At 39.9% G+C, this 18,135-nt stretch carries 17 protein-coding genes and 1 tRNA gene; 5 read left to right on the top strand and 13 right to left on the bottom strand.

What is annotated here, in order from left to right; genetic code table 11:
- Positions 1–89: 89 nt before the first annotated feature.
- The gene (locus V5804_RS00090; protein WP_369589332.1) at positions 90–1,283 is read right to left on the bottom strand and encodes an alpha/beta fold hydrolase; all 1,194 of its coding nucleotides are present in this window, start codon (positions 1,281–1,283) and stop codon (positions 90–92) included.
- A gap of 6 nt (positions 1,284–1,289) precedes the next feature.
- Positions 1,290–1,634, bottom strand: a complete 345-nt coding sequence (locus tag V5804_RS00085; RefSeq protein ID WP_369589331.1) for a hypothetical protein — start codon at positions 1,632–1,634, stop codon at positions 1,290–1,292.
- 104 nt (positions 1,635–1,738) lie between these two features.
- Between V5804_RS00085 and V5804_RS00080 the strand changes: the two genes are divergently transcribed.
- A complete protein-coding gene (locus V5804_RS00080; protein ID WP_369589330.1) occupies positions 1,739–2,281 on the top strand; it encodes an RNA polymerase sigma factor in 543 nt (180 codons plus the stop codon).
- 6 nt (positions 2,282–2,287) lie between these two features.
- The gene (locus V5804_RS00075) at positions 2,288–2,692 is read left to right on the top strand and encodes a hypothetical protein (protein ID WP_369589329.1); all 405 of its coding nucleotides are present in this window, start codon (positions 2,288–2,290) and stop codon (positions 2,690–2,692) included.
- 384 nt (positions 2,693–3,076) lie between these two features.
- Here the strand turns inward: V5804_RS00075 and der are convergent, their stop codons facing one another.
- The gene (der, locus tag V5804_RS00070) at positions 3,077–4,378 is read right to left on the bottom strand and encodes a ribosome biogenesis GTPase Der (protein ID WP_369589328.1); all 1,302 of its coding nucleotides are present in this window, start codon (positions 4,376–4,378) and stop codon (positions 3,077–3,079) included.
- A gap of 90 nt (positions 4,379–4,468) precedes the next feature.
- Positions 4,469–5,347, bottom strand: coding sequence for a GTPase Era (gene era, locus V5804_RS00065; RefSeq protein ID WP_369589327.1), 879 nt, complete (start codon positions 5,345–5,347; stop codon positions 4,469–4,471).
- Between the two features lie 136 nt (positions 5,348–5,483).
- On the opposite strand from era, the gene V5804_RS00060 reads away from it, so the two are divergent.
- A tRNA-Met gene (locus tag V5804_RS00060) sits at positions 5,484–5,556 on the top strand.
- A 277-nt stretch (positions 5,557–5,833) separates the two neighbouring features.
- Here the strand turns inward: V5804_RS00060 and V5804_RS00055 are convergent.
- The 5 genes from V5804_RS00055 to V5804_RS00035 form a co-directional block, all read right to left on the bottom strand.
- Positions 5,834–6,721: a UbiA family prenyltransferase gene (locus tag V5804_RS00055; protein ID WP_369589326.1), complete on the bottom strand. Its 888-nt coding sequence runs from the start codon at positions 6,719–6,721 to the stop codon at positions 5,834–5,836.
- Between the two features lie 33 nt (positions 6,722–6,754).
- Entirely contained in the window at positions 6,755–8,035 is a 1,281-nt protein-coding gene (locus tag V5804_RS00050) for a metallophosphoesterase (protein ID WP_369589325.1), read from the bottom strand.
- A gap of 30 nt (positions 8,036–8,065) precedes the next feature.
- On the bottom strand, positions 8,066–9,556 hold the full coding sequence (locus V5804_RS00045) for a sigma 54-interacting transcriptional regulator (protein ID WP_369589324.1): 1,491 nt from the start codon (positions 9,554–9,556) through the stop codon (positions 8,066–8,068).
- Between the two features lie 210 nt (positions 9,557–9,766).
- Positions 9,767–10,864 carry a VWA domain-containing protein gene (locus V5804_RS00040; RefSeq protein WP_369589323.1) on the bottom strand — a complete coding sequence of 366 codons (1,098 nt, stop codon included), beginning with the start codon at positions 10,862–10,864 and terminating at the stop codon, positions 9,767–9,769.
- A 141-nt stretch (positions 10,865–11,005) separates the two neighbouring features.
- Entirely contained in the window at positions 11,006–11,890 is an 885-nt protein-coding gene (locus V5804_RS00035; protein ID WP_369589322.1) for a carbohydrate kinase, read from the bottom strand.
- A 59-nt stretch (positions 11,891–11,949) separates the two neighbouring features.
- Between V5804_RS00035 and V5804_RS00030 the strand changes: the two genes are divergently transcribed.
- On the top strand, positions 11,950–12,369 hold the full coding sequence (locus tag V5804_RS00030; protein WP_369589321.1) for a DUF4440 domain-containing protein: 420 nt from the start codon (positions 11,950–11,952) through the stop codon (positions 12,367–12,369).
- 16 nt (positions 12,370–12,385) lie between these two features.
- On the opposite strand, the gene V5804_RS00025 is transcribed toward V5804_RS00030, so the two are convergent.
- The gene (locus tag V5804_RS00025; RefSeq protein ID WP_369589320.1) at positions 12,386–13,096 is read right to left on the bottom strand and encodes an Abi family protein; all 711 of its coding nucleotides are present in this window, start codon (positions 13,094–13,096) and stop codon (positions 12,386–12,388) included.
- A 270-nt stretch (positions 13,097–13,366) separates the two neighbouring features.
- Between V5804_RS00025 and nth the strand changes: the two genes are divergently transcribed.
- On the top strand, positions 13,367–14,029 hold the full coding sequence (nth, locus tag V5804_RS00020; protein ID WP_369589319.1) for an endonuclease III: 663 nt from the start codon (positions 13,367–13,369) through the stop codon (positions 14,027–14,029).
- Positions 14,030–14,626: 597 nt separating this feature from the next.
- On the opposite strand, the gene V5804_RS00015 is transcribed toward nth, so the two are convergent.
- The 3 genes from V5804_RS00015 to hemW form a co-directional block, all read right to left on the bottom strand.
- Positions 14,627–15,508, bottom strand: coding sequence for a cupin-like domain-containing protein (locus V5804_RS00015; protein WP_369589318.1), 882 nt, complete (start codon positions 15,506–15,508; stop codon positions 14,627–14,629).
- A 109-nt stretch (positions 15,509–15,617) separates the two neighbouring features.
- Positions 15,618–16,499, bottom strand: coding sequence for a cupin-like domain-containing protein (locus V5804_RS00010; protein WP_369589317.1), 882 nt, complete (start codon positions 16,497–16,499; stop codon positions 15,618–15,620).
- A 325-nt stretch (positions 16,500–16,824) separates the two neighbouring features.
- A complete protein-coding gene (hemW, locus tag V5804_RS00005; protein ID WP_369589316.1) occupies positions 16,825–17,952 on the bottom strand; it encodes a radical SAM family heme chaperone HemW in 1,128 nt (375 codons plus the stop codon).
- Positions 17,953–18,135 lie beyond the last annotated feature (183 nt).

The following is an 18,135-nucleotide window of genomic DNA, read 5'->3' as shown; positions in this document are numbered from 1 at the left end:
TTTTTCCTTGTTAAATTTAAACAGGCTTTAAGTAGGCGATAAAATCTTTACAATGAATAGGAGCGGCGTATTTGGAAAAGTGTTTTTTGCTATTTATTCAATTGTTGTTTAAGGGCTTTTATTCTACTTTCATATTTTTCCTGATCTTCTTTATTATCGTTAGTTGTAAATTTAGTAATTGCCAATGTATAATATTTTATAGCTTCCAAAGGCTTATTTGTCTTATCAAAAATTTCCCCCATCTTTCCATAAGGATAATGGCTATTAGGGTCTAAGTCAATATTTTTTTGTAATACAATTTTAGCTTTTGCATACTGCCCTTTTTCAAAATAGTAATCAGCGAATTGCCAATAAATAAATACAGGTATTGATATATCTGCACCATAACTATCCCTTATCCTTTTAGATTGTTTATCAATAGCTTCGATTGGGTCTGTTTTTCCATTTACTAAAACGCTCATTGCCAAACTATCAGAAAAATGCCAATCATTAAAAATAAATATTAAGCCATCAGGAATACTTATTAATGGGGTAGTGCCATGATTACTGCCTTTTAAATAATTGAACTTATACTTTACCGTATTTTGTGGATGTTTTTTAAATAAGCTATCAACTTTTAAATTTCCTTTTTGAAAAAGTTCATCTTGAAAACCACTATCACCCACAGAAAAATAATAGTAAAGTTTATCATTGGGGTTGCTTTGTAAAAACTTATCTAATTTCAAAATTGTCTTACCCTTAAAAGCAGTATCTGTAGGGGGATTGTTTAATGCAGCACTTATACTTATGACTGATTTAAACGTTTTTGGATAAGTGATCATTGCCGTAGTTACAAATTGGCCGCCTAAAGAATGACCAATCAAAACCCGAAAATCTGCTGTCCTATATTTTTTTTCGATATTTGGGAGTAACTCATCTTTAATAAATGTCCGAAATTTGTCGGAATACGCTTCGTTTCTTTCAGTACCGAGTTCTTTCGACCGGTCATTTTGTGCTATGCCTACTAAAATAACATCAGGTATATCATGTGTCCACATTAATCTATCAATAACCGACGAAGCATAATTAAAGAGCGTTTTATCATTAGCATCAAAAAGATAGACAACGGGATATTTTATACTTGTTTGATCATAGTTTCTTGGCAATCGGATAAATATCTTTTGATCTCTATTAAGGATTTGTGAATGTACATTCACAATTTTTTCGTCATTGAGTTCAACTAATTGTGCTTGTGAACAATAATAACACAGGATACCAAAAAAGGCAAGCAAGAAACTTTTCATAAATTATTAATTGTTAATGTAAATTTTTTTGGTTATTATAAAATATAAGAGAAAACCTAAAGCTAAGAAAGCTGCTTCAAAACCATAAGGGAAGGGAGAGTTGGAAGGATAAGGCAGGTATTGTAATATCATTAACCCAATCCCGCACATTAGAAGTATTAACCCCCATTTTAAGAAAAAGAGCTGTTTATCAGTACTGTTAATACTGAGTAGCTTTATTGAGTTTTCATCAATTTTACCTGATTTGATTATTTTAACTTTTAATCTGTAAGTTAAAATAGCTATAACCACGCCTGCGACTGCTGATGAAACTGATACAAACATTATTGCAACAGTAGTATTACTATCCATGATTTCAATATTAATTTTACTATCTGACCCAAGTAGCCTATAAAATGTTGCAGCCAGAATTTAATTTGCAACATTATTTTTAATAAGCGGTCTAATATGGGCACATGTATGATGACAAGGAATTAATTTCTCGTATACTGAATGGAGAACTTTCCGCATTTAGCTTATTGGTAAATCAACACGAGAAACTTGTAGTTCACATGATTGGCAGAATTGTTCAACGTTTGGAAGATAGGGAAGACATTTGCCAGGAAGTGTTTTTAAAAGTTTATAAGAATTTAGCATCCTTTAAATTTCAATCAAAACTTTCTACCTGGATTGCTCAAATTGCTTATGGAACTGCGATTAAGCATTTGAAAAAATACAATAACAAACCATTAAATGATTTGCTTGATTTGGAAGACAGGCATTCTACAGACGTTAACCCTGAAAATATATTAGCTAAAAAAGACTATTATAAATTTTTACATGCAGAAATTAATAAGCTTCCATTGCAATATAAAGTTGTATTGACTTTGTATCATTTAAATGAATTTTCATATCAGGAGATTGAAGAGATTACTGGAATGCCTTCCGGAACAGTTAAAAATTATTTATTTAGAGCGAGAAAATTGTTAAAAGATAATTTAGAAAAGCATTTAAAATAACACAATATGAATAAGGCAGACGATGAGAAAATACAACGATTGATAGAAGCAGGCTGCAAAACGCAATTCCCAAGCGAGGATGAACTTTTATATGAGATAATATTTAAGGGGTTATCTGAAGAAGATTCTGAGCTTGATTTAAAAATAAGTTTACCTAAGATAGTAACCCAAACCATCGAAATACGCGAGAATCGAAGAGAATCAGCAAAATATACATTGCTGTTAATTACAATTATACTAATAAGTTTTAGTGCCCTTTTTATAGGGATAGCCTTTGTGAATCCTTATTTATTATCTTCAATATGGCTATTGCTTAAAACGTTTTCTAATGTCGTTTTCTTTGCTGCATTTGGTTTAATGCTTATTGAATTATTTGATAGATTTACTGTAAAAGGAACTTTAGATGTTTAGGGTAAGACCTTAAAATAGTAGCATAGAATCTGCTTTAGAGATGCTTCTTTTATCGTGCAAAAATCAGTAAAAGAAGAGGCATATTAAAGCATTTAAATTTTGGTTTTTTTCGAGAAGATTTGGCTTTTCATTGCCGTTGACTTAAGTCAACGGCAATGAAAAGCAATAAAGAATTTATGCCGATAAAAGAAGCATCGCAAATTACTTCTGCCTGAAAAATATCTGAACCGAAGCACCTTTATTAATTAAACGATAAGAACCAATGCTGTCATTTCGACCGAAGGGAGAAATCCTCATCAAAGCGGCAGTCTTTTGAATTTGAAGAAGATTTCTCCCTTTGGTCGAAATGACAAAAAATTATGCCGATAAAAGAAGCATCCATAATTACTTCTGCCTGAAAAATATCTGCACCGGAACGCCTTCAAAATCGAAATTTTCGCGCAGCTTGTTCTCGATAAAACGCTTGTAAGGCTCCTTAATGTATTGCGGCAAATTGCAGAAAAACGCAAACATCGGCGAGGTGCCGACAATTTGCGTAACATATTTTATTTTGACGAATTTTCCTTTTAACGATGGCGGCGGAAAAGCTTCGATCAACGGCAACATTACGTCGTTTAGTTTTGAAGTCGGGATTTTTTTCTTCCGGTTTTCAAAAACTTTGGTTGCTGCTTCTATCGCTTTAAAAATGCGCTGCTTCTCGGTAACCGAAGTAAAAACGATCGGAACATCGGTAAACGGAGCCAGTTTTTGCTTGATCTGTTCTTCAAAAACTTTAGTGGTTTTGTTGTTTTTTTCGATCAAATCCCACTTGTTTACCAATATCACCACACCTTTTTTGTTTTTTTCGGCGAGGTGAAAAATATTGACATCCTGGCTTTCCATGCCTTCAACTGCATCAATCATAATTAAAACCACATCTGCTTCTTCCAAAGCTTTGATCGTCCGCATCACCGAATAAAACTCAATATTTTCGTGTACTTTGGTTTTTTTACGAAGTCCAGCAGTATCAATCAGGTTAAAATTATGACCAAATTGATTGTAATGAATGTGGATGGAATCGCGCGTGGTGCCGGCAATCGGCGTAACAATATTCCGATCCTGACCAATTAAAGCATTGATCATAGATGATTTACCAACATTCGGACGGCCAACAATGGCAAATTTTGGCAAGCCGTTTTCTTCGACTTCCTCGTCATCAAAACCTTTCACCACTTCGTCCAGCAGTTCTCCCGTCCCGGAACCGGTCATGGACGAAATCGGGAAAATCTCACCTAAGCCCAAACTGTAAAAAACGCTGGTTTCATTGTGCCTGGCAGCATTATCAACCTTATTGACAACCACATGTACCGGTTTTTTGCTTCTGCGGAGCAAAGCTGCAATTTCGTCGTCCAGATCGGTGATGCCCGTAGTTACATCCACCATAAACAAAATTACGGTTGCTTCTTCTATGGCAATCACGACTTGTTCACGGATGGCGGCCTCAAAAACATCTTCCGAATTGGCCACGTAACCGCCGGTATCAATCACGGTAAAAGTGCGGTTGATCCATTCGGCATGGCCGTAATGGCGGTCGCGGGTTACACCGCTGTAATCATCCACAATGGCTTTGCGGCTTTCGGTCAACCGGTTATATAAAGTGGATTTGCCTACGTTGGGGCGGCCAACTATGGCTACTATGTTGCTCATTTTTTCTTTAGTATCAAGATTTAAGTATCAAGTATCAAGTAACCAGATATTCAAAATCTTGATACTAAATACCTGATACTTGCTACTTATTTATTCTTCGTACCCAAACTGTTTCAGGTAATTTTTTTTACTGCGCCAGTCGGGAATTACTTTCACAAACATTTCCAGGAAAACTTTATGCTGAAAAAACTCTTCCATGTCTTTTCGGGCGTAGGTGCCAATTTTTTTCAGCATCGCGCCGCCCGGGCCGATCAGGATATTTTTTTGCGAATCGCGTTCCACAATAATTTCTGAACTGATGCGGTATATTTTTTCATCTTCCTTAAAAGCCGTAATAATCACCTCGGTGCTGTACGGGATTTCTTTTTTATAACTTTTAAATATTTTTTCGCGAATGATTTCCGAAGCAAAAAAGCGGTCGTTGCGATCGGTTAAAAAATCTTTTTCATAATACGGCGGATGCTCCGGCATGTACGCCAAAATTGTACCGATAAAAGAAGCAATGTCCTGCATGTGCAAAGCAGAAATGGCGTAAACTGCTTTTGGGTGAAGTTTTTCCTGCCAGTAAGCAATTTTTTGCATCACGGTTGCTTCGTCCGATTCGTCAATCTTGTTAATCAAAACGATCAACGGTGCCTGCGAACCTTCCAGCTTTTCTAAAACGTCCTGCTCGTCGTGCTGCTCGTTAATGTCCGTCATCAGCAAAATCAAATCCGCATCCACAATCGAACCTTCTACCTGGTGCATCATGCTTTCCTGCAACGCATAATGCGGTTTGATGATGCCCGGCGTATCCGAAAATACAATCTGGTAATTTTCGGCGTTCACAATTCCCAAAATACGATGACGTGTAGTTTGTGCTTTAGATGTGATGATTGACATTTTTTCGCCAACCAGCGCATTCATCAAGGTTGATTTCCCTGCGTTAGGTTTACCGATGATGCTTACAAAACCTGCCTGATGACTCATTAAAAAATAATTAAAAATATATTTGGACTGCAAAGAAACGAATTATATCTTTGCAGTCCAATTCAGGGAAACAATAACCAAATTGAAACACTGAAAAGGCTTCCGGGGTTTATGTCCGAAGTGAAAACAAAAACAGTGCGGGATGGAGCAGTTGGTAGCTCGTCGGGCTCATAACCCGAAGGTCGTAGGTTCGAGTCCTGCTCCCGCTACCTAATCGGGCAAATTTGAAACAACTCAAGTTTGCCCGATTTTTTTTGACTTAAAATAAGAACCTCATGCTTCTTTTACCCTATAAAAATTGGTAAACATTTGGTTTGGTTAAATTGATAAACACACCAATTTTTATGTGGTAAAAGAAGCATCCGCTTTTTTTGGGTTGAAATTTAAACAGGCTTTAAAATCAATTTCGGTGTGAAGCTTTTTATTAAATGTTTTGATTGGCTGTATCAATAACCGATCATAAATACATGGTTTTTAAAACTTTAGTTAAAACATTTCCTGTAAAAATTTAAACACCAACATCAACACGTACTGTAAAATCAAAATCCCGTCTACAAAAAAGAAATAATAATACTCGTTTTTTATAAAATTGGAACGAAAGATGAGCCAACTGGCCAATACGATGGTAATGGCAAGTGCAAAAAAGTTGCTGTTAAAACCAGGTTCCCTAAAAAAGAACAACAGGAACAGATAACCGGCCAGCAAAACCTGGCAAAGCAAATAAGCGTTTTTCTCCCCAAAAACAACGGGAATGGTTTTTAAGCCCACGTTTCGGTCTTGAAATAAATCGCGGATATCAAATGGAATGGCCATTGCCGTGATGAATAAAAATCTCTTGGCCGTTAAAACCAATATTTCGGTTTTTGAAAATGTAAGGTGTTGTAGGTTTTGTGCTTCAAAAACGGGCAAAAGCACCACGCTTAATGCCCAAGTCGAGCCGATCAGCAGCAGTTTTAAGCCGGGAATATTGCGCAGGCCAAATCTTTGCTTCCCAACGGAAAACAAGGGCATGCCGTAACCGATTGACAAAACGGAAAGTAAAACCAATAGTATTTTTGATGGGGCAGAAACCCAAAAAAACAGGGGCAAAAGAAGCATCGCCGAAATGACCGTGATGGCAACCATCAGTTTATACCGCGCAAAAAACCAGCGGACACGCTTAAAAGGGGAAAGTTCGGGATATTTAGGTTTGGTAATTAAGATGCTGAAGTTGTAAGTGAAAAGCGTGGAGCAAAACAAGATCGCCAACACTGGAAAAACTGGTTTTGCATCAATCAAAATAAAAGTAACCAAAGCTTGTGCCACGGTGCACAAAGCCATAAACAGGTTGCCAAACAACAGAAAATCAAAAGCAGCATACAATACTTTCCGCATTCAAAATAGAAAACCAAATATGCTGCTTATTGATTAAGAATTCTTTACCGGATTTGGATTTGTGCCGGATTTAAATTCAAACAGGGTAATTTCGGGCAAAATACCAACCCTACCGGGATAACCCAGAAATCCGTAACCCACATTCACATACAATTGCTGGTTGTTTTCTTGATAATGGCCGGCCCATTCTTTGTAAATGTATTGCACCGGGCTCCATTGAAAATGCGGCAGCCGAACGCCAAACTGCATCCCGTGGGTATGGCCGGAAAACATCATATCAATCTGAGGATATTGCGGCAAAACCTGCGCCCGCCAATGCGAAGGGTCGTGCGATAAAAGAAGCTTCACCGGCAGATCGTCCGTATTCTTGGTGGCCAAATCCATCCGGCCATATTTTGGGAAACGGCTTAACGCGCCCCAGTTTTGGACGCCGAGAATGCCGATTTCCTCGCCGTCAACTTTCAGCCTGCGGTTCTCGTCCATCAACAAATCGTAGCCCATATTTTTGTGCACGGTCAAAATGTCTTTCAGGTTTTGCTGTTTGGCCTGGACGGAATCCCAAGTGTAATAATCGCCGTAATCGTGGTTCCCCAAAACAGAAAACACGCCCAAAGGCGCTTTTACGCGCGAAAAAATATCCACGTAATTTTTTACTTCGATCGTTCGGTTGTTTACCAAATCGCCGGTAAAAAAGATGAAATCAGGCTTTTCTTTCAATAGCATATCCACACCGCCCGAAACCGCTTTTTTATTGTAAAAACTACCGGAGTGAATGTCTGAAATCTGACCTAATTTAATGCCATCAAAAGCTTTGGGCAGGTTAGGCAGATAAATGGTTTGGCGGCGAACGCGATAATCATAAGCGCCTGAAATGATGCCGTAAGAAAGTGAAGCCAGCGGGAGGGAAGCCGTAATCAAACCGGCTTTCATCAAAAATTCTGAACGCGGAATGTGGTCTGGTTTGGGCTGACTTGCGGGAAATTCCGGTTCCGGTTTTTTATATTTTCGGGCGATCCACAGAAAAATCCGGCGTACATCGTCCACCAAAATAAACGGTAGCAAAAAGACTTTGGCAATCAGCAAAATGAAAAATACGAGCAAAATGGCGGCTCGCGGACCGACGCCGATATTGAAATAAACGGATACAAAAACGCCGACGATAAGCAGCAGCGAAACTGTCCAAAAAATAATGGTAAACCTTTTTACAAAGCGAAAACTGAACTTTTTGAGCGCGCCGCGGATGCCACTGATAATATAAAAATCGGCGAGCAACAGTAAGATGCAAACGCCGATTAAGAGAAATGGGTTAGTCATGGATGAAAATATGCCGGTAAAAGAAGCATGCTAATAACGGTCGTCAAAGTCCAGGTCGTCGTCTTTTTTCATGTTGAACAAGCTGTCAAACATATCCGAAAACGAATAACCGTTATCCAAATAACCTTTATTTACCTGCGAAAACTCGGCCAAACCGTGCAGCACAAATTCCATCAACAACAGTTGGTTGTTTTCGGAAAGTGAAGGATGGTTTTTCTTCACCAAATCCTTCAATCCGGGAACAGAAAGCAGCAGTTTTTTATATTCCTGATTTGGCAGGTCATCAATAATAGCAATATTGTTTCCAGCGCTAAACCAAGTTATAATTTCCTGATAAGGGTTTGGTTTTTTGCTTTTCTTGGCTTTTTCCGGTTCCGGGAAGTAGTTCAGCAACAAAGTTTTGATTGCTTTTCCAACCAAAATGTTGGCCACTTTTGCCGGTCCTTCCAATTCGCCTTCGTAAACCAATTCAATTTTTCCGGTGATGGCTGGAATTACGCCGAGAAAATCAGAAATACGGACGAACGTGTTTTTCTCGCGGTTGATGAGCATTCTTCTTTCCGCATTACTGATCAGATTTTCATAAGCCGAAATGGTTAAACGGGCAGAAACGCCGGATTTTTTATCAATGTATTCTGAATTTCGCGCTTCAAAAGCAATCTGTTCTACCAAATCTTTTACCAAATCGTTCGCTTCAACCGTTGCTTTTTGTTCTTTGGATAACGACGCTTCCTGTTGGGTAATCTGGCGGGAAATTTCTACGGTGCGTGGATAATGCGTTAAAATTTGGCTTTCGATCCGGTCTTTCAACGGCGTAACGATGGAACCGCGGTTGGTATAATCTTCGGGGTTTGCGGTAAAAACAAACTGGATATCCAAAGGCAAACGCAGTTTAAAACCACGGATTTGGATGTCTTTTTCCTGCAAAATGTTAAACAGCGCAACCTGAATACGCGCTTGCAAATCGGGTAATTCATTGATTACAAAAATGCCGCGGTGTGCACGCGGGATCAAACCGAAATGGATCACGCGTTCGTCAGAATACGTCAGTTTCATGGTTGCTGCCTTAATTGGGTCAACATCGCCAATCAAATCAGCAACGGTAACATCGGGCGTAGCCAGCTTTTCGGTGTAACGTTCGGAACGGTGCAGCCAGGCAATTTGCGTGTCGTCGCCTTTGGTTTCAATTTCATTTCTGGCAAACCAGGAAATCGGCTCCAACGGATCGTCAAATAATTCAGAACCGGCAATGTATGGCACAAACTCGTCCAGTAAATTGACCATTAAGCGGGCAATCCGGGTTTTGGCTTGTCCGCGTAAACCCAACAGCAAAATGTTGTGGCGCGATAAAATAGCGGTTTGCAAATCGGGCATTACGGTATCTTCAAAACCGATAATCCCTTCAAAACCGTTTTCTTTTTGCTGCAACTGTTTGATCAGGTTTTCCCGAAGTTCTTCTTTAACTGATCTGGATTTATATCCGCTTTGTTTTAATTCTCTAAGCGTGGTGATGTTGTTCATAGTTTTTTTGATTCCGGAGGAAGTCGGAAAAGTCCGAAAGTCCGGATTTAAATAGTTTGATATTTTAGTCCGAAAGTGGGAAAGTTTAACATTCGAAACTGTTTGAATTGATTATTAATTTTATGCTGATAAAAGAAGCATTGCTGCTCTGTCTTTCGGACTTCCGGTCTTTTCCATCTTTCGGACTTTTCTGACTTCCGGTCTTCCCGACTACCTCACCGTCCTTCTTCTGTTCCGGATGTAATCTTCAAAAATATATTCGCCCAAACCGTTCAGCGAACTGTAAAAAGCTTTTCCGCCATTGGTTTCAGTAAACTTACGCACAAACTGTTGTAAATAAGGATCTTTGGCAATCATAAACGTGGTGATCGGGATTTTTAAGCGTTTGCATTGCGCGGCCATGTTCAGCGTTTTGTTCACCACTTTCCGGTCCAGGCCAACACTGTTTTTATAGTACTTTAATCCTTCTTTCAGGCAGGTTGGCTTGCCGTCGGTAATCATAAAAATCTGTTTGTTTTGGGTTTTCCTCCGGCGAAGCAAATCCGTAGCCAATTCCAAACCGGCGTAAGTGTTGGTGTGGTAAGGGCCGACCTGCAAATAAGGCAAATCCTGCAAGGTAATTGGCCAGGCATCATTCCCGAAAACCACAATATCCAGCGTGTCTTTCGGATATTTTGTACGAATGAGTTCCGCCAAAGCCATCGCCACTTTTTTGGCTGGCGTGATCCGGTCTTCTCCATACAAAATCATGGAATGCGAAATGTCAATCATTAAAACGGTAGAAGTCAGCACTTTAAAGTCCATTTCTTCTACTTCCAAATCTTTTTCCGTCATCCTAAAATCGCCGATTCCATGATTGACCTGCGCGTTGTGGATAGATTGCGTCATATCAATCTGATCCAAACTGTCGCCAAACTCATACTCGCGGCGTTCGGAATTTTTTTCATCGCCCTGACCGGAAAGCGGCGAACGGTGGTTGCCTTTGCCGGATTTTTTCAGCTTGCCAAAAATTTCTTCCAAAGCCGATTGGCGAATGCTTTGTTCTGTTTTTCCGGTGATCTTGAACTCACCTTTTTCTTTGTCTTCGTCGAGGTAACCTTTTTGTTTCAGGTCATCAATAAAGTTGCCCATGCCATACTCATCGCTGGTCATGTTGTATTGTTTGTCCAGCTCGTTCATCCAAGCCAATGCTTCACCTGCATCACCGGCCGTGTAATTGAGGAGTTCGAGAAACAATTTCATTAAATCATCAAACCCACCTTTGGGGATTTGCTGAGGGATATATTTTGAGAAAGCGAAACCGCGCATTTTAAACCTTTCTATTTAACAACGGACAAAATGAAGCATTAGTTTGATGGAAACCTAAGCCAGCAAAAAAACTGTCAGCAAAATGACAGGCTGCTTTTGTAGCAGCATACCGTTATTTATGCATTTAACGCTTAAAACCAACTATTTCTGCTGTTTTAGGGCATTTATTTTTTCAAAATTGTAAACCGGGTTTGCGCCGTAACTGCCAGCCACAAAAGCACCGATTGCCGAAGCGTTAACCAGGATTTCTTCCATCGGCAAATCGTTTAACAATCCGGCAATAAACGTAGCCAGGAAAGAATCGCCTGCGCCAACCGTATCCACCACATCAACTTTAAAACCCGGATGCCGGTAAAACCGGTTGTGGTGCAAAACGATGCAGCCGTTTCCGCCAAGCGTTACACAAACCGTTTTTACGTGGTAACGGCGGCCAAACTCTTTCATTTTATCTTCCAGCGAATTATGTTGCTCATTTTGGGGCGATAAAAGAAGTATTTCCTCGTCGTTCATTTTTACCACATCGGCGTTTTGCGCCAAAGTTTCGATCACGTTTAAGTTGTAATGCGGCGGCCGCAGATTGACATCAAAAACCTTGAAAACGTGGTTTTTAAGCAATAGCAGCAGCGTATCCAAGCTTGTTGGCGTGCGGCAGGCCAAACTTCCGTAAACAATTACATCAAAAGGAAATGCTTCTTTTACCCCTATTTTTTCAGGCTGGATATTGTCCCAGGAAACCGGCTGCGGAATGGTGTATTTGGCATGCCCGTTTTCGTCCAAATAGACGGTAACCAAACAGGTTGGCAATTTCGGGTCGCGCTGTACCAATTGCGTGGGAAATTTTTGTGTTTCCAGATAAGCGAAAAGTTCATCGCCCAATTTATCTTCTCCAATCCGTGTAATCATCTGCACCGGAATTTGTTGCTGTAAAAGGTGCATGGCCACATTCATCGGTGCGCCGCCTGCTTTTTTCTCGGCCCCAAAACCGTCCCACAAAACTTCGCCGAAACATAAAACCTGTTTTTCCATCTCAATAAAAGTTAAAACGTAAAGCTAAAGCTTAACCGATTAAATGCTATTTTTAACCAATGAAAAAGTTGATTTTATTACATCTGATGCTTCTTTTATCGTGCTTTTGTTGGGCGCAGGACCAAAGGGCGATTTTAAATTTACTGGAAAAACAGCGTTTGGCCTGGAACCGCGGCGACCTGGACGGCTACATGCAAGGTTACTGGAAATCGGACTCGTTGCTTTTTGTGGGCAAAACCGGTCCGAAATACGGCTGGAAAACCACGCTCGAAAACTATAAAAAAAATTACCCGGACGATAGCGCCATGGGAACGCTCACTTTTAAAATACTGCAAGTAAATGTTTTAGACCTAAAAAACGCTTTTGTGCTTGGTGCCTGGCATTTGAAACGCGAAGCGGATGAACCGGAAGGGTTTTTTACGTTGTGGCTGAAAAGGATTCGAGGGGAATGGAAGATTGTGGCGGACCATTCGAGTTGAGAAGAGAAAATGGCTTCTATATTGATTTAGCTTTATCAATTGTTTCTTCAACCTCATCAAGTTCGAATAAAAATTCGACAATATCTTGGTCTATCCAACCGAGTAAATTAGTTATTGAATGATAAACCGCTAATGTTTCTGTAAAATCTACAGCGTTACCATTAAAGCAAATTGGTTCATTATGGTTAATCCGGTTTCTAAATCTCCTTATTTTACCTAATTCATCATTAACTTCCTTTCTGCCAAATCCCGATGGTAGTGTTTGAAATATTTGGATTGGTTTGCCTTTTAAAAGCCGGTAATGATGGACTTCAAACAAACCAGTCCAAAATCCAAACGTCTGTTCTGCTATTATTTTGCCACTTGTAATTGGGGTTCCTGTCTTTTGAAGTCTTTTTTCAGCTCTCTTTATTACGACTTTTAAAAAATCATTCCTTTTTGTTTGTCCTGTTCGCTTGTGAGTATAACTTGACAATGATGGGTCGGACATAAATCCTGTCTTTTGATTTGTGATCCAATCTGGATCAGCGAAATAAGAGGTCAAAATGTCGTTTAATCGGTTTCGTAAAACCACTTCAAGGATACCAAGAAGCGGGTGAAAAGATTGAGATACTTTAAGGTTTGCCTTATACAATTCAACCGCTTTTTCTGTTGAGTTCCCTGCTGCAGTAAGGTATCTGTTTACTCTTGATGCTGAAAAATATTGTTTAAAGTTTAGAAATTCCATTATTTATTTTGTTCGTTCAACAAATGTAATTAAATTTGTGGTGTGATGCTTGGTAAAGCCTCTTATCCTCGGATAACGTAACCAAGTTTAAGAACTAAAAACCTGTCAGAAATGGCAGGTTTTTATTTTTTGCAAAAGTCTTGTTTCAATTTTATTATTGTCGAGATGTTTGGAAAACTGTAATAATTTGACTAATAACTCGAAGATGAATTACGGCTAATCATATCAATCAACAGAAAAATTTAACAAATTCCTGTTTTTTTAATCCTAATGAAACTTCCTTTCAACCTCGAAACCGTATTAACCCGCATCGAACAAGCCATCGCCAAATATCCAAAAGCAGCGATGTTTGAGTTGTACGAACGTGGTTATACTTCTTTGTTTGAGCAACTGGTTTCTTGTATTATTTCTGTGCGTACGATGGATGAGACGACAATTCCGGTTTCGCTGCGTTTGTTTGACCAGGCACGTACGCCGCAAGCCATGCTTCTTTTATCGGCAGAAAAATTAGCTCAATTGTTGTATGGCAGCAGTTTCCCCGGACAAAAAGCTGAAACGATGCTGGGCATTGCAAAAATTGTAGTCGAAAAATACAACGGCGAATTGCCAGCCAACTTTGATGATTTAATTGCCCTAAAAGGCGTAGGGCCAAAATGCGCGAATTTAGCTTTAGGCGTTGCCGCAAAGTTGTCGGCAATTAGTGTAGACATTCATGTGCATCGTGTGGTTAACCGTTGGGGAATTACGCAAACCGCACAACCGGAACAAACGATGGTTTTCCTGCAAAAAAATATCCCGCAGGAAAAATGGATTGACGTGAACCGTTTGCTGATGCCGTTTGGCAAACATATTTGTACTGGTGTTTTGCCGCATTGTTCAACTTGCCCGGTTTTGGAATATTGTGAGCAGGTTGGGGTGGGGAAGCATCGGTAAAAGTTTTCTTCTTGTGCGTTCTTTTTTCTTGATAAAAAAGAACCAAAAAATCAAGAATGCCGGATCGCCTCCGGGCGGCATTCCTCCCCACGCTCCTGGGCGCATACCTTGCATACGACCCTGACAACGATTGAAAAACAAAAACTTTCTTTTTCAATCCACCTAATTTATACCGATAAAAGAAGCATTAGTAACAGCGCGTAAAGGCCCGACAAAACGCCCGGAGGGATCGGGTTTGTCTTGAATTTTTGGTTCTTTTTGTTCAAGCAAAAAGAACGTTAAATACATCTAAAAAAGATGACAACTAATTTATGCCGATAAAAGAAGCATCTGAAAAAACGTCCTTTAACCGCGAAAGATAACCATTGGATATTCCAAAGCGGCAGGTCATCGCCCAGGCGCGTAAAGGCCCGACAAAACGCCCGGAGGGATCGGGTTTGCCTTAAATTTTTGGTTCTTTTTGTTCAAGCAAAAAGAACGTTAAATACATGTAAACAAAGGTTTGCTGAAATCAAAACTGTCATCCTGAACTTGTTTCAGGATCCCACTTGCTATTACAAACCTTTATAATGGGATGCCGAAACAAGTTCGGCATGACTACCTTGGGCTTCCCGCCGCCAATGCTTTCTCCGCCCATTTTACCGCCAGTTCTTCCCGAAACTTAGCATAAGGCGCTTTTAAAGCCATTTTTAATACGCTGTCCACGCCGCCTTTAATGGCCAAGTTGCACAAACTGGCCACTTTCCGGCTGATAGAAGCATCCCATGCGCGCAAACTTAACGAGTAGGAGCCGTCCAGATATTTCATCCAATGCCAGTAACCGGTGGGCATAAATAAAGTATCGCCGTGTTCCAGAAAAACTTCCTGGCCTTCTACGCCTTTTAACGCCGGAAATTTGTTGAAGTCCGGGTTGGCAACATCATAATCCTCCAAAGCATAAGTGGCATTCGGAATGCAGTATAAACGGCGTTTCCATTTGTTTTCAAACAAAATCACATGTTTTCGTCCGCCAAAATGCGTATGGAAAATGTGCGGCAAATCAATATCATAATGTAAAAACGTAACCGAATTTGAGCCGCCAAAAAACATGGCCGGCATACTTTCCAAAAACCCGCCCATTAAATCTTTCGGCAGCACAATGTCGTTTAACAATTGCGGCGCCTGTTTAAAAATGTTGAAGAAGAAAATGCGCAGTTCGGTTGGTTGCGACTTAATCAAATCAATATAATCTGCAAACTTCATTTCGGCTGCAGCGGCGTTGATGGGTTTGGAAGGATCGGCTTTAGAATTATCATAAAGCGGAACCGTTTTATCGCCAACGGCAGTTTTCATATATTCCGGTGTCCACTTTTCCCGCGCAGGCCAGTTTTTAGTTAAGCCTTTTATTACCAACGGTTTGCGTTTGGCAAGGTATTCTTTTTGAAAAGTAATCGGATCAATCGTATCAACCGTATCAACCGGTTTCAGGATAAAGCTCATGGTTTCAGGTTAAGTAACTGCTAAATGTTGGTAAACTTAACAATAACTTTAACCCGGTAAAAGAAGTATGTATAATTAATTTTGAAGGAAATTGTTACAAAACCATGTTTTACCGGGGCAAATTTTCAACTAATGCTTTTTCTGCCCTTTTTATGGCAACCTGCTCTTTCCAGTCCATGTATTTGTTTTTTAAACGCGCTTTCATCAAATTATCAAACTTGCGCTGGACGGTTAAATTGTACAAACTTTTGGCTTTGATGACCCAGGATTTGTCCCAGGCACGAAGCGAAATCGAGAAAGAACCGTCCAGATATTTCATCCAATGCCAGTAGCCGGTTGGCATAAACAAGGTTTCGCCGTGCTCCAAAATGGTTTCCTGTCCTTCAATCCCGTCTAAAGCCGGAAACTTTTCAAAATCAGGATGTTCAATGTCGTAATCTTCCAAAGAATAGGTGGCAAAGGGCAGTCCGTATAGGCGTTCTTTCCATTTATAATCAAACAAAACCACGTGCTTGCGGCCGTTAAAATGCGTGTGGAAAATGTGCGCCAGATCAATATCGTAATGCAAAAACGTAACCGAGCCTTTTCCGCCAAAAAACATGTTCGGGTATTTATCCAAAAAACCGCCCATCAAATCTGTCGGCGAACGATAATCGTCCAGCAGTTTTGGTGCTTCTTTTATCGGGTCAAATAAAAATATCCGCAAATCGGTTGGTTTGGTTTGGATGAGGTCAATGTAATCCGCAAACTTCATTTCGGCAGCCGAAGCGTTAATGGGTTTGGTTGGATCGGCTTTTGAACTATCATAAAGCGGGACGACTTTATCGCCCACTGCTTCTTTTAGGTACTCAAAAGTCCATTTATGCAAAGCCGGCCAAGTTTCGGTAGCTTTTTTGATGACCAATGGTTTGCGTGGAACAAGGTAATTATTTACAAAATCTTCTTTTGAGATATGATCTACTTTGTCTATTTGTGAAAGGTTAAAGCCCATTTTATTAACTTTAATTTAACACAACAAAGATTGTACAAAACCGCTTTTTTTAGATGCGCACGCTGTTTTTTGAAAATGTGCTGACAAAAAATACCTGGCGGACAGGTTTCAAAAAAACCACAAAAAGACAATGATTTTTAGGTGGTAAAAGAAGCATGGCAAATAAGAGCCTGTTTAAATTTCTGTCATAAAAATTTACAATGCTTCTTTTATGCCTATAAATTTGGTGTGCCCGGATATTTTTCAGGCAAAAAAACTACAAAAAAGACACTAATTTTTAGGTGGTAAAAGAAGCATTTAAAGATTACTCAGGCCATGATTTTGGTCAAGGGAAAATAAACAATTGTGCGGCGATATAATCCGCATACAATTTCCCGGCAAGGGTTAAGGTTAAGTTTTGACCGGTTTTTGCAAGCCAGTTTTTTTCTAAAAACGGGTTTGCCGCCATCAGGATTTGGGTTGATGCACCGGCAATTATTCCATCAGCTTTGATTAAATTTAAACCTTTGCTGGTGCGCAAAGCCGTCATTATGTATTCGTTCAGCCGGTCTTCCTGCGATAAATTCTCTAAAGTAAAAGGAATATTATTTTGACGGATTGCCGCTAAATATTGCTGGTTGCTGGCCACGTTCCATTGCCGTGTTTTGCCATTAAAAGAATGTGCCGAAGGGCCAATGCCCAAATATTTTACGCCTTCCCAATAGTTGGAATTATGGCGCGAATGGTGGCCGGGCAAACTGAAATTAGAGATTTCGTAATGTTCAAAACCATGTTTTTCGGCTTCCTGCATCAAAAATTCAAACTGCGCCGCGCTTTGGTCGTCGTTCATTTCGGGCTGCTTTTTTTTGCTGATAAAAGAAGCAAGCGCGGTCCGTGGTTCAACCGTCATGGAATAAGCGGAAAGGTGCGGGATTTGCAGTTCAAAAAACTTTTGCAGGTTATACTGCCATTTTTCGTCCGTCAGCAACGGGTAGCCATAAATCAAATCCATGGTGATGTTATGAAAACCGGCATCCTGTGCTTCTTTTATGGCATAAAAAGCTTCATTGCCGCGATGGGCGCGGTTCATCCAAACCAAATCTTCGTCAAAAAAAGACTGCACGCCAATGCTAAAACGGTTAATGGGTGTTTGTTTCAGGCTAAGGATTTTCTGCGGGTTCAGGTCATCCGGGTTTGCTTCCAGCGTGATTTCGGCATCTGCTTTTACTGAAAAATTAGTGAAAACCGTTTCCAGCAAAGCATTGATTTCCGAAGTTTCTAAAACAGACGGTGTTCCTCCGCCAAAATAAACCGTTTCAACGGTTTCGTTTTCGAGATAACCTTTTTGCAGATAAATTTCCTGCCGCAAAGCTTGCAACAACTCTTTTTTATGCCCGAAAGAAGTACTGAAATGGAAATCGCAATAATGGCAGGCCTGCTTGCAAAACGGGATGTGGATGTAAATGCCGGCCATAACGGCAAAGGTAGCAATAGGACGAGAACCTAAAAAAAAGGATTAGGATTATGTATTTAGTTCGCAAAGTAATTTTACAGTTAAGCTATTGATTTTCAATAATTTATTTAGTATGTTTAAGCTAAATACGTCAATATGTTTAGCGGGATAAGTATCAACGAATTTAGGGAAAACTTTAAAACG

The sequence above is a fragment of the Mucilaginibacter sp. genome, from assembly GCF_041088075.1.
Classification (GTDB): Bacteria; Bacteroidota; Bacteroidia; order Sphingobacteriales; family Sphingobacteriaceae; genus Mucilaginibacter_A.
This window is presented reverse-complemented; position numbering and strand designations above follow the sequence as displayed.

Bases quoted from the DNA above. Each gene is read 5' to 3' on its own strand.
- V5804_RS00090 (WP_369589332.1), bottom strand. From the start codon at position 1,283: ATGAAAAGTTTCTTGCTTGCCTTTTTTGGTATCCTGTGTTATTATTGT.
- V5804_RS00085 (WP_369589331.1), bottom strand. From the start codon at position 1,634: ATGGATAGTAATACTACTGTTGCAATAATGTTTGTATCAGTTTCATCA.
- V5804_RS00080 (WP_369589330.1), top strand. From the start codon at position 1,739: ATGTATGATGACAAGGAATTAATTTCTCGTATACTGAATGGAGAACTT.
- V5804_RS00075 (WP_369589329.1), top strand. From the start codon at position 2,288: ATGAATAAGGCAGACGATGAGAAAATACAACGATTGATAGAAGCAGGC.
- der (WP_369589328.1), bottom strand. From the start codon at position 4,378: ATGAGCAACATAGTAGCCATAGTTGGCCGCCCCAACGTAGGCAAATCC.
- era (WP_369589327.1), bottom strand. From the start codon at position 5,347: ATGAGTCATCAGGCAGGTTTTGTAAGCATCATCGGTAAACCTAACGCA.
- V5804_RS00055 (WP_369589326.1), bottom strand. From the start codon at position 6,721: ATGCGGAAAGTATTGTATGCTGCTTTTGATTTTCTGTTGTTTGGCAAC.
- V5804_RS00050 (WP_369589325.1), bottom strand. From the start codon at position 8,035: ATGACTAACCCATTTCTCTTAATCGGCGTTTGCATCTTACTGTTGCTC.
- V5804_RS00045 (WP_369589324.1), bottom strand. From the start codon at position 9,556: ATGAACAACATCACCACGCTTAGAGAATTAAAACAAAGCGGATATAAA.
- V5804_RS00040 (WP_369589323.1), bottom strand. From the start codon at position 10,864: ATGCGCGGTTTCGCTTTCTCAAAATATATCCCTCAGCAAATCCCCAAA.
- V5804_RS00035 (WP_369589322.1), bottom strand. From the start codon at position 11,890: ATGGAAAAACAGGTTTTATGTTTCGGCGAAGTTTTGTGGGACGGTTTT.
- V5804_RS00030 (WP_369589321.1), top strand. From the start codon at position 11,950: ATGAAAAAGTTGATTTTATTACATCTGATGCTTCTTTTATCGTGCTTT.
- V5804_RS00025 (WP_369589320.1), bottom strand. From the start codon at position 13,096: ATGGAATTTCTAAACTTTAAACAATATTTTTCAGCATCAAGAGTAAAC.
- nth (WP_369589319.1), top strand. From the start codon at position 13,367: ATGAAACTTCCTTTCAACCTCGAAACCGTATTAACCCGCATCGAACAA.
- V5804_RS00015 (WP_369589318.1), bottom strand. From the start codon at position 15,508: ATGAGCTTTATCCTGAAACCGGTTGATACGGTTGATACGATTGATCCG.
- V5804_RS00010 (WP_369589317.1), bottom strand. From the start codon at position 16,499: ATGGGCTTTAACCTTTCACAAATAGACAAAGTAGATCATATCTCAAAA.
- hemW (WP_369589316.1), bottom strand. From the start codon at position 17,952: ATGGCCGGCATTTACATCCACATCCCGTTTTGCAAGCAGGCCTGCCAT.